Source organism: Corynebacterium epidermidicanis (assembly GCF_001021025.1).
Classification (GTDB): Bacteria; Actinomycetota; Actinomycetes; order Mycobacteriales; family Mycobacteriaceae; genus Corynebacterium; species Corynebacterium epidermidicanis.
In genome coordinates, this window is record NZ_CP011541.1 from 2457149 (window position 1) to 2469237 (window position 12089).

Below are 12089 nucleotides of genomic sequence, written 5' to 3' on the forward strand. Positions count from 1 at the left end.
CGAACCACTCGTTTCGGTTACTAGATGATCGCTTACTTCTCCCCAAGCTGTTCAATGCGACGCGTCAAGTGGGCGCCGACCTTGCCAATCTCGGGTTCGTCCACAACTGCGAGGTGGTCGCCACGCAGATGGACGATTTCTAACTCTTCCACGATAGCCGACCAGCCACCGTCTTCCTTAATTGTGGCATAGCGAGGCTCCAATTCGATCGCACCATCGTGCATCCGCTCCGCGCGGAACAAAATCACCGGCAGGTCCAGCCCTGCCCAGTTTTCAAATTCGATCTTGTCCAAAATGCGGTTATCCACAAACGATGCCCGCTGGTGTTCGAGCACCCCAGCTGACAGCCCGTGTTCGGAGGCATCGGTGGTGGCCAAGAATTCACCGAGCATGGCGATCAGGGCGTCTTCCCCAGCCGTGTCCAGCAGTTCGTACGGCACTGGGAAATCCAAACCGTAGGTCTTCTTGGCAAAGCTTGCGTACCGCTCCCAACGCGCGCGGGTCTCTTCCGGGGTGTCCGGCACGTTTTCTGCTGGCTGTACGGTATCCAACAGTGCTACCAGGGCAACGTCAACCGCGGAATCTCGGAGCTGGTAAGCCACCTCGTATGCCAAAGCGCCACCGAAGCTCCATCCGCCGAGGATAACTGGCAGACCATCGGAGTACTTCTCGATTTCCTGGAGATAGGCCGCCGCACGATCATGCAGCGTGCCCTCCAGGCGCTCCACGCCGTAGACCGGCACGTCTTCTGGTAGTCGACGCATAAGTGGCTGGTACACCACCGACGAACCACCCGCAGGGTGGAACATGAACACCGCTGGCTTCTGAGAGCCTTCCGGACGAGGTCGCAGCACCCGAATGTTGCCTTCCACCTCGGTTTCAAGTGCCTCACGCACGACATCTGCCAGCGGTTCCATGGTTTCTGCAGCGAGAACATCGTCCACGGTTACCACCGCACCCGAGCGTTCCGAAAGTCGAGCTGCGATCTCGGCAGCTTGCTCTTGTTCCAATTCAGGCAGGGGGGAGGTCACTCCCGCGGCGGCTTTGCCCGTGATCGTTGCCCAGGTAGCAAACACCAAGCGTTCCGACGCGTCACGCGGCGCCACTCCGACGCCCCCCTTCTTTTCCGCAGGCGCTGGCTTGTCGACGCCCTCCGGCGTGGCTTCTGCCAGAACAGCAGTCTCAGCAGGACGGTTCGATCCGTCGCGCTGCGCCACCATTTCTTCTACGAGGGCGACTACGTCGGCGACAGAGGCGTCGCGAAGCGCTTGCACCTGCAGTTCAGGGATCTGGAAGTCATTTTCGATGCGGTTTTTGATCCGCATGCCCATAAGCGAGTCGAGCCCAAGGTCGATGAGTGGGAGTTCGCGTGGCAGGTCTTCCACGTCGTAGCCCATGGCCTCGGAAACGATCGTGCGCATGCGCTGCTCGACGGTTTCGCCGCTCGTAGGGTCCCAGTGCACGGCGTCGACCACAATCTCGTCGACTGGTGCCGAGGTGCGAGTGTTGGGGGTCACCAGGGCAGACTCAGACTTGTTGCTGAGGCCCAGAGAGCTAGCGAAGCCCTCAGCGATCAGCGTCAAACCTTCCGCCCCTTGGCGATATACCGCCAAAGTGATGCCGCCCAAGTGTTTGGTGGCAATCGTGGTGATGTCACCGGATGTCGGCAACGGAGTGCGTTCCTCCGTGGCAACCAGCTCAATTTCGGAAGCGATTTCCCGGGCCGCGGCCTCCATGAGAGCTTCCGTGCTAGGCACGAGTTCAGCCCGGGAAGCAAACGCGACGGAACCGTCCGGCAAGGCAACCTTGTGTCCAGGCATACCTGCATTGCCGGCAGAAGACGGGCGGGCTGCGGTCCAATAGCGTTGGTGCTTCCAGGTGATGTGAGGGACGTCGAGGCGCGGGCCGGAACCGACGATGGCTTCAAAGTTGATGTCCGCACCAGCGCAATACAGCTTGGCCAAGAGATCACGCAGCGAATCCGCGGCAGGCACTTTTCGTTTGAGTGCGTAGAGCAGTTGGGAATCTCCCGCGCCCACGGACAATGCCGTGTTCATCATTCCCATGAGGGCAACTGGGTTCGGGGAAATCTCCACCAGCATGGTGTGCCCGGCAGCGAAGGCCTGCTGGGTGGATTCGAGGAACCACACCGAGCCGCGGGTACACCGCAGCCAGTAGTCCACATCATGCACAACCTCGCCAGGCTGGTACACCTTGCCCTTATCTACCGAGCTAAACAGTGGGATCTGCAAGGGCAGCGCCGTGATGTCAGCGGTTTCAGCTGCGAGCTCACCCAATAATGGCTCGACTGCAGAGGTGTGTCCTGCGCCCTTGACATTGAGGGCACGCGCAAACTTCCCTTCGGCTTCGAGGATCTCCACGAGGCGAAGGACTTTCTCGCGCGGTCCGCCGACGGTAGTCATACCCGGACCGGCATATACTGCTGGTTCGATCCCGGTGAATTCCGGGTTTTCTTCGATAAACGAGGCCAAAGCCTCCGCGGAAAACTCCACGAGCGCCATAGCGCCGAGCTGGTCTTCGGGCAGGGACTTTTCCCCTTCACCCATGAGACGGGAACGATGGCAAGCGATCTGCATGGCATCCTTGGCGCTTAGGCCTCCAGCCGCGTAGGCGGCGGCAATTTCGCCCATGGACATCCCCATGACCGCTGCTGGCTTCGCCCCGAAGCTTGCCAACAGATCCGTCATAGCGATTTGGATTGCCGTGATGCCTACCTGCGCCGTTTCGGTGTCATAGGTCTGTTCGTCATCGTTAATGATGTCGACGAGGGACCAACCAGACTCGAATTGGATCATCTCGTCCAACTCCGCAATGCGAGCAGCGAACAGCGGCGAAAGTTCCAGCATGTCCTTGGCCATCTTGCGGTGCTGCGAGCCGAAACCAGAGTAGACAAATACTGGCCCAGTAGTCGCTGGCGCATCGGCAACGGCGATGCCTACGCTCTTTTTGCCTTGTGCCACGAGACGCAGTCGGTTGACGGCTTCTTCGACGGTGGGGGCGTCGACAACCGCCCGCGAGCGGCCATGGTTGCGACGCGCTACCGAACGCGCCACCAGTGGCAAATCAGCGTCGCTACGCCCCTCCAGGAAATCCGCCAGGTCGGCCGCAGCTTGTCGACGCCGCGATGGCAACATGCCAGACACCGGCAGCAATACCCCGGTCAACTGCGCGTCGACGTGACTGCTCGGGGCATAGTCCTGTTCCCGGAATTCTTGCACGACCACGTGGGCGTTGGTGCCACCGAAACCGAAGCCGGAAACACCGGCGATTTTCAGGCCGGAATACTCAGGCCATTCCCGCGGATCTTCGACGACCTCGAGCTTTTCTGCCTCGAAGTTGATGTAGCGGTTGGGCCCGGAGTAGTTGATCGAAGGTGGCAGCGTGTCGTGCTGCATCGCGAGCACAACTTTTGCCAAGCCAGCAGACCCAGCGGCGGCCTCAGAGTGGCCGATGTTGGACTTAATCGAACCGAGCAAAGTGGGCTCGAATTCGTCGCGACCAGCTCCAAGGACCGCCCCTAGCGCAGTGGCTTCGATAGGGTCACCAAGGATCGTGCCCGTGCCGTGCGCCTCGACGTAATCGACCTTCGCTGGGTCTACGCCTGCGTCGGCATACGCGCGACGCAGGACGTCTACCTGGGCTTCTGGATTCGGAGCAGTCAAACCGTTGGAGTGTCCGTCAGAGTTCACCGCGGATCCCTTGATAACGGCCAGGATCTTATCGCCGTCTTCGAGGGCTTCCTCGATGCGCTTGAGCACGAAGAGGCCAGCACCGTCGGAACGTACGAAGCCGTCGGCGTCATCGGAGAAGGCATGGATTCGGCCGGATTCTGAGATCACGCCGAGTTCGCCGAATGCCGTTGAGACGAACGGAGATGCCAGCAAATTAACTCCACCGGCGATCGCCAGGTCAGCGTCGCCAGTGCGCAGCGCACGCACCGCATCGTGGATGGCTACCAGCGAAGACGAACAAGCCGTATCGACAGACACCGAGGGGCCACGGAAATCAAAGGCGTAGGACACCCGGTTCGGGATAATCGAGCTCGAAGTCCCGGTCAGTGCATAAGGGTGTGCCTCCGCTGGATCGGAGACGATGATCATGCCGTAATCGTTGTTGCTCGACCCGATGAAGACGCCCACCGGTGCACCACGCAGCGAACTAGGCGGAATGTGGGCGTGCTCGAGTGCCTCCCAGGTAAGCTCCAACGCAAAACGCTGCTGCGGATCCATATTGGCGGCTTCGACTGGTGAGATCCCGAAGAATTCGGCGTCGAAATCCCCCAGGTCTTTCAAATAGCCACCACGCGTGTTATTTTCGGCGATTTTACGGGTCATTACTTCATCAGCCGAATACTCCGACCACCTGCCGATAGGCAGCTCAGAGGTGGCATCCACGCCGTCGACGACGAGTTCCCACAACTCCTCCAGGGATGAAGCCCCCGGGAAACGCGCTGCCATACCGACGATCGCGATGTCGTGCGACCCCGTCTGGGCAAAGGAGGTAAACCGCTGAGATTGAGCATCCGCGGTGAAAGTTCGTGGGCCGTCGATAAGGCGGGTGGCCAGGGCTTCGATCGTGGGGTATTCGTAGGCGATGGTGGCGTCGAGTTGCACGTCGAGCTTGTTCTCCAGCTCGCCGGACATGAGCACCACATCGCGTGAGCTCAAGCCGTAAGACTGCAGCGACTTATCGTCTGCGATTTCGCTAGTCGGCACTCCAGTTGCCCCGGCGACCCAGTGCCGTAACCACTCTTTCAGCTCGGTTACGGTCATCTTTGCTGATGCCTCGCTGGAGTCCATGCTGGATCTTCACCTCTTAGTCGAAAATGTGCAGGTTAATAAGCCTCTCTGTTCCTAGGCTACCTACAAGGACGTACCTAGAGGTGTCGAGACAGAAAGGCTGTTAGTTAAAAATTCGCGCCCGCGCCCGTTTTTGTTACACAGTTGTGAACTTTTAACCGTGCTCACGACCTTAGCAGCGCGCCACCACCTGGTGGCTGTTCGCTGCAGGAAACAGGGCCGAATTCACGAAGTTGCGAGTTCGGCCCACCGCCTCGACTAGCTTTCTTGCTCAGCCAAGTAGGACTTCGCGATCACACGGCGGGCGATCTTGCCACTGGAGCTGCGATTGATGGCCTCCGGGGCGACAATCTTGATGTCATGTGGACGGATGCCATGCGCCGAGGTCACGGCCTCTCGAATTGCTTCAATAGCGGCGGCGTCGCCGTCGGTGGACTTATCGACATCACGCTCAGCGATAATCACGAGGCGTTCAACATCGTCGCCTTGGATCGCAAACGCAGCGATGGCTGCTGGTCGCAGGTGGTCGGTGGCTTGCTGAGCGGTGAATTCGATGTCGACCGGGTAGTGGTTACGCCCAGCGATCACGATGAGGTCTTTGAGCCTGGACGTAAGGAAAACCTGGTTTTCGATATAGGTTCCCAGGTCGCCGGTAGCCATCCACAGTGCCTTTTCCGGTACTCCCTCAGCCCGAGAGTTCTCCGCCAACCGGCCAGCGAGCTGGTTGCGGAAGGTCTCCTGGGTCTCGTCCTCTCGTCCAAGGTAGCCCACGGCATTGTTCTCGCCGTAGACCCAGAATTCGCCGATGACCCCGTCTGCGACTTCCTGCTTGGTCTCTGGGTCGACGATGATCATGTGCATCGAATTGTTCGACTCACCACAGCCGGTAAATGGCGTGGTGTTCTCCCCCGGCTCGTCTTGGAATTCGGCCCGACCCTGCGCCAGGGCCTCCCGATCAAAGTGCTTGATGAGTGGCCGGTTGTCGGTCTGTGGCGTAGATACCAGCAGGGTCGCCTCGGCCATACCGTAGGAAGGGCGCAGTGCCTGACGGTCCAGACCATAATCCTTAAAGACGCGGTAGAAGCTCTCCAGCGCGTGCATCGTCACGGGTTCGGATCCGACGATCATGCCATCAACAGCCGAAAGGTCCAGCTCTTCACCTGCCGCAGGCACGCCGAAGCGGGCGCCCAGCTCAAGCGCGAAGTTCGGCACGACGGTGTAGACGTTGGTGTCTGCATCGCGACGCGACATCTGCTTGATCCACCTGCTTGGCTGTTGGATGAAATCGCGTGGATTCATCAGGTCGAATTCGACGCCCAGGATCGTGACGAATGCCGCGAGGATCATACCCATGTCGTGGTGCAGTGGGATCCACAGGCTCAGACGCATCGGCATTTTCAGCTTTGCGGCGCTGAAGATTTGCAAGACGTTCGTGACAATATTGCGGTGGCTGAGCATTACGCCCGCTGGCATGCGGGTGGAACCAGAGGTGTACTGCAAGAATGCCATCGTATCCACAGGCTGCTGCCCCGTGCGGGCCAAGCGCTGCATGTACTCGGGGTGCGCCATCGGGCTGGTCCAGGCTTCTGCGGTCGAATCCGGCAGAGCATCAACTGCGAGGACGCGCGGGCGTTCCGCCGCTGGCAGCGCGCCGAACAGCTTGCGCACTGCGCCTGCCGACGTCTTATTTGTACACACAATCTGTGGGCGAGCATCAGCGAGCACAGCGTTGAGGTGATCCGAGTGCCCCGGCTCATTCGGGTCGTAGAGCGGTACTGGCACCATGCCGGCATACATCGCGCCAAGGAAGCTGAAGATATACTCGGGGCTGTTTCCGGCCAGGATCGCTACGCGATCGCCGAGCTGCCCTACTTGCTGCAGGCGTGCCGCGACGACCTTAATGCGAGTGTTCATCTGGGTGCGGGTGTACACCATCCGGTTGCCCGCTTTGTTGTCGCTGTAATCCCAGAAGATCAAGCATTCCCGATCACCGCCACCCTGCGCCAAGTCTGCTTGGTAAATCATTTCGCACATCGCAGGCAGCGTTAGCTGCGGAGGCAAAACGATGTTTCCTTGTTCGTTAAAGAATCGGCCCATTGCGGCGTTGATATCCATACCTGCTCCTCGCGGGGTTAAAAGTGCTTTTCCAATAGCTGTTATGAAGTTGTATTTACCCTACCGGCAATAATTCGGTATACAAAAGCAATTATCTCGGCGTGGCGGTTCAGTGTTACCGCCAGCGCACATAACGGCGCCCGCCGGGCCTAGTCGTGTTCGGCTAAGCCCGGCGGGAGAGTTGTGGCCCATTAGGCGTCGATAAGCCCGGTGGCCCAGCCGATCAACCACTGGGTGGTGGTGCTGCCAGGGAAAACGTTTGGATTTGTGGCGTACTGTGCGTGCACGGCGTTCGCGGCGATGAGCGCCTGAGCTCGCTGTACTGCGTTGCCGATCCCTAATGGGGCGTCGCAGATGTGGTCGTCTGGTGCACAAATATCCATCACTCGGTCGTTGAGGACGCCGTAGCCTCCCACTCGTGGCCCTCGCATGGTGGCCCCCGGCATGATCGTTTGGGTCAGTTGGTTCAGCAATTGCAGCGAAACTTCTGCACCGACACCAGCAACCGGGTTACCTTGGGCCTGGCCCACACCAGGCTCACGGCGGCCATCCGCAACGACGGCTACCCCGCGGATCCGTTCAGCTGGGACAACTCCTTGCCCTGCCCCAATCTGATTAGCGATGTCCCCTACAATTACCGCCCCTTGAGAAAAACCCATGAGGATGAAATCTGTTTGCGGGCAATCCTTATGCATGATGCGCAGCTCGGCTTCATACTTAGAGGTACCTTCTTGCCGCGACTGGTCATAGCTCATCTCATGCTGGGCATTAATGTTTTTGAACTGCGCGGTGTACGGCAAGGTCCAGACCTTCACTTTGTCCATCGGGTAGCGCTGCTGGAGAGGCTGCGTCACCGTAAGCATGAAGGATGCCGGGTTTGCCTTGGGGTTGATCGGGTCGTCGTTGGCTACAGACTCCCAGGTACCAGGGGCCGCCAGAACCTCCACGTCAGGACACCACGCCGGCTGCGCTGGTTGGCTGGACTGAGGCGGAAGTGGCAATGGCGGGATGATGTCAGTCTTCTTGGTGGTATTCAACCAGTTGACCACACCAGCACCGATTAGCACCAGGACCACGACCGCGGCCACAACAGTCAGGAACTTCTTCATGTGTTAGCAGTACCCGTCTTTCGCGGCCTTAGTGATGATGTCTGCGACTTCCGCTGGCTTTTTGTCCGTGCGCTTTTGCTCCACGACCTGCCCCGCGATCGCACCGATGAGGTAATTGTCTTTCTCGTTTAAGCAGACCTGGCTGGCTGCTCCCAGCATTTGGTCTTCAATACCTTCAACGCGGATTCCCTGTTTCTTAAGCTCATCCAAGTATTTGCTTTCCGAGTCAGTGCGCTTGGGCCCGTCGCTCGGCAGCGCGGAAATCTCGACGGCAGCCTCGTCGCGGGGGCGTGGCGCAGCCCCCACCGGCGCGTCGTTCTGCCTTGGCGACGCCGTGGCGCTCGGCGATACACTCGCGCTTGTCGACGCAAGTGGCGCCTTACTCAGCGGCGCAACGCTTACTGCTGTAGCTGCTTGGTTGTCTACCGTGGCACCACCGCCGCAGCCTGCCAGCAGCAGGCCTGCCGTGATGATTACAAGGCTTCCGCCTAGTTTTCGCATGGTGTCCTTTCGGTCGACGTCTTCAACTGGATTTAGCGTGGCTCTTCGACAATACGCCCGTTGAGCTGCTTGATGGTGCCGTGCTGGAAGGTCTGCTGATCCCCACCAGCCGGAACCTTGGTGAGGTCAGAGGTTGGCCAGCCATAGCGACCATTCTCCCAACCGTTGGCACCCCAGGTGTCACGGATAGCACCATTCATGACCACGTGGGCGCCCGTAGCGGCGTTCCAGTAGATGGAACCATTTTCGAAGTTTTGCAACGCACCACCAGGGATCAGGAACTCATCCGAGGTTGGGGCTCCGAGCGCAGACTTGACGGTGTTGAGCTCGCCGTACTTCTCGGCAATCTTGCCACGTACGTAGAAGGATTCGTTCGCCTTGTTACGCACGACCCAACCGCCCTGGAACTTCTGGACGATAGCACCGTCAATAGTCTGTGGCGCTGCGGTTGGGTAGCCGAGCACGCCGGTTTCCCAACCCTGTCGGCCCCAAGCGTTGAACATGTCAGCTGGGATCTCCTGGGCGTTGGTCTCGTGGGTCCAGTAGATCACGCCGTGCTGGAATGTCACGAAGCGACCCTTGCCGTCCGGAGTGGCGATCTCATTGGACGTCGGGAAGCCCAGCCAGGAATCGGTGGCGCCCATCTCGGCGTAACGCGCACTGATCCGGCCCTGCAGGACGTGAGCACCAGTCTCGGCAGACCAGAACGCGCGCCCCGTGCTGAAGTCTTGGGAAACACCGCCCTTGACCTGGTACTCATTGTTCAAGCAAGCGCCCCATTGCGCACCCTTGGTTGCTTCGGCGATGGCGCCGATAGTGGTGCAGTCCGCACCGCGGTCTTCCTTCTTCAGAGCAAGGGAGTCAGCGATGTATGGCCACGCCTGCGACATCTCGAACTGCCAGTATGGCCAGTTGTGGATACCCGATGGGCGGAACTGTGCCACCACCGGTACACCCGCGCGATTAGCTCGCTCAACGAAGGTTTGGGTGGTCATGCGCGAGATGACCTCGAGCCCCTTACCGGCTTCGTTGGATGGGCCAGTGGCAACAGAACCTGGCTTGCCGAAGTCATCGACACCGTTACCTGCAGAGACGTAAATGGTCTTGCCCTTGAGTGCTTCGATACCCAACTTTGGATCGTTGTCGATCCAGCGCTGGTTGATCGGCCGTCCCCACATGTTATCGACGTTGTAGCCGCCCCCCTCAACCAGGGCGCCACGCAGCATGTCTGGCATGCCAGTGGACGTGGTATCGAGGTAACCCGAGAAGGAACCAACGAAGTTGAACATATCCGGGCGATGCTGAGCCAGGTTCATCGCCGCGGTGCCACCCATGGACAATCCGGTGATGGCGCGCTGTCCGTTCGAACGGTAACCATTTTGCAGCACGGCCGGCAGCTCGTTGAGCAGGAAGGATTCCCACTTGTAGTTCTTGTCCTTGGCTGGGCCTTCCCAGTCGGTGTAGAAGGACGCTTCGCCACCGACCGGCAGAATCACATTGACGTTCTTGTCAGCGTAGAACTGCTCGATATTGGTGTGGATCGTCCACCCGTTCTCAGTGTCCACGGCACGCAGGCCATCTAGCGCCCACACCTCAGGGAACTTCGCCTTCGGGTTAGAGTGCCAGTCACGCGCCAATAGAATCTGCACCTGAATTGGGTGCTCCGGCATCGCTGCAGAGTTGATGAACACAGCTACTCGACGATCGGTGAGCCACTCGACGCGATCAATCGAAACTCCGGCTGGCAGCCCCTCCAACTTTGGGTGGTCCGTCTTGATAGGGGTACGCTGCGGCACCTCACCTGGATCGAGGTAGTCCGAGATTCCGGTTTGCTTCTTGACACCACCAAGCAGATCCGAGCTGCCGGAGCTTTGCGCCTGAGCGACGAGAGGAGCGTTAAGAGGGCTCAAACCAATCGCGATAGCGACAGGAACCGCCGCCAGGGCTAGTTGAAGGGAACGTCGCCGAGCAGAGCGAGTTTCACGCATGGAAATTCCTTTTGTTGAGATGTGAGGATATACATGTGGAACGCACCGCACCCCCGTGTGCTTGCAGTGTGCTTGCGCGGAGGCGCGGTTGTGCTAGGCCACGAGCCCGAAAGTTCCCCGCTTCCGGCCGGCGTGACGCAGCGTATAAATTTTTCGCCGCTTGCGGTTGTGAATGTCATCGGGCTCGTGTGGGCGAGACCAGTTAGTTCAAAACCGAAGACTGCGTCAAGTTTAAGTTCAACTTTAGACTCTGACGGTAGTGACACACCAGTACCCCCAAGTTATTTTTGGGACTAGTGGGACTTTCGGGGTTAGTTGGTAGGGACGTCAGCTATGGTGCATGAAAGTGCAGAAAACCCCGGCAAAACCACCAATTCTGGTAGTTTGATGCACCATAGATGACACGGCCCAAGCATCAGCCCCGCCCCCAAACGCAAAACTGCCACCTACCCGAAAGTAGGTGGCAGCCTGATCAGTTAGCTTTTACCAAGCACCCATGACGTCCAAGACACGGTTGCGGGTCTTCCACAGCTGGTCGTTCCAGATGCCCCAGTTGTGGATGCCGGTTGGGGCGTAATCGGCGGTGACGTTCAGTCCGGAACGACGTGCCTTACTTTCCCATGCGACCGTCGTCATGCGCGAGAGGGCTTCGAGGCCCGAACCCATGATGCGTTCATTGATCGGGCGGTTCCAATCGCCAGGTCCCCAAGCACCGGTGGCCGCGGAGATGTAAACATCCTTGCCTGCCAGGCCGGCCATGTTGTAGTACGGGTCGTTTTCGAAACGACGTGGGCTGATGATAGCGCCGTACATGGCGTTGATGTTGAATCCGCCCGAGTCAAGAAGTGCGATGCGCAGCAGGGTTTGCATGCCTGGAGCGGTAGTGGTCAGGTATCCCGACCAGGACATTGCCTGGCGGAACTGGCCTGGGTGGCGGGCTGCGAGGTTAAGCGCGGCGGTGCCGCCCATGGACAGGCCGGCGATCGAGTTGTTGGTCGGCGAAACGCCGAAGTTCTGCTGCAGGTATGCCGGAAGTTCCGCGGTCAAGAAGGTTTCCCACATGTAGGTGCGGGACCCGCCCGAAAGCTGCGAGGACATCATCGGCTGGCCGTTCCAGTCTGTGTAGAAAGACCCAGCGCCACCTACCGGCATGATCAGGGTGAGGTTAGAATCGACGTAGGCAGGAGCTGCGTTGACGTACTTAGTCCATCCGGTTTGGTTGTCGTCGGCGCGCATGCCGTCGAGGAGGTAGAAGCCGGCATCGCCACCGCGTTGTGCTGGTTGGATGAGCACTGGGATGTTGCGTCCCATGGCTGGGGAGTAGACGTCGCATCGCTGCACCCAGTACATCGCGGCATCCCAGTCACAGGCGCCGGTAGCGTCTGGGCGGAGCCAGTCGCGGTTGTCTGCGTGTGCGACACCGCCACCGATGACCGCCAAGCTAGCGGCGGTCGCGGTGGCTACCATCGTCGCCGCTAACTTCTTAGTTGCTTGACGCAGTCGAGCTGCAATCTTCATGTTTCTCCTCGGTGTACAACCAGCTTTCAGCCAGCCTT

Annotated in this window: 6 protein-coding genes; all 6 read right to left on the reverse strand. The window is 59.3% G+C overall.

Going from position 1 to position 12089, the window contains the following annotated elements:
- Window positions 1–32 precede the first annotated feature (32 nt).
- Window positions 33–4820, reverse strand: coding sequence for a type I polyketide synthase (locus CEPID_RS11260; RefSeq protein ID WP_047241037.1), 4788 nt, complete (start codon window positions 4818–4820; stop codon window positions 33–35).
- Window positions 4821–5078: 258 nt separating this feature from the next.
- Window positions 5079–6935: a FadD32-like long-chain-fatty-acid--AMP ligase gene (locus tag CEPID_RS11265; RefSeq protein ID WP_047241038.1), complete on the reverse strand. Its 1857-nt coding sequence runs from the start codon at window positions 6933–6935 to the stop codon at window positions 5079–5081.
- Window positions 6936–7126: 191 nt separating this feature from the next.
- Window positions 7127–8044, reverse strand: coding sequence for a cutinase family protein (locus CEPID_RS11270; RefSeq protein WP_047241039.1), 918 nt, complete (start codon window positions 8042–8044; stop codon window positions 7127–7129).
- Window positions 8045–8047: 3 nt separating this feature from the next.
- Entirely contained in the window at window positions 8048–8545 is a 498-nt protein-coding gene (locus CEPID_RS11275; RefSeq protein ID WP_052843557.1) for a hypothetical protein, read from the reverse strand.
- A 32-nt stretch (window positions 8546–8577) separates the two neighbouring features.
- A complete protein-coding gene (locus tag CEPID_RS11280; protein ID WP_047241040.1) occupies window positions 8578–10533 on the reverse strand; it encodes an alpha/beta hydrolase-fold protein in 1956 nt (651 codons plus the stop codon).
- A gap of 483 nt (window positions 10534–11016) precedes the next feature.
- Window positions 11017–12051 (reverse strand): alpha/beta hydrolase, encoded by a 1035-nt coding sequence (locus CEPID_RS11285; protein ID WP_047241041.1) that lies wholly within the window; start codon window positions 12049–12051, stop codon window positions 11017–11019.
- Window positions 12052–12089: the final 38 nt, after the last annotated feature.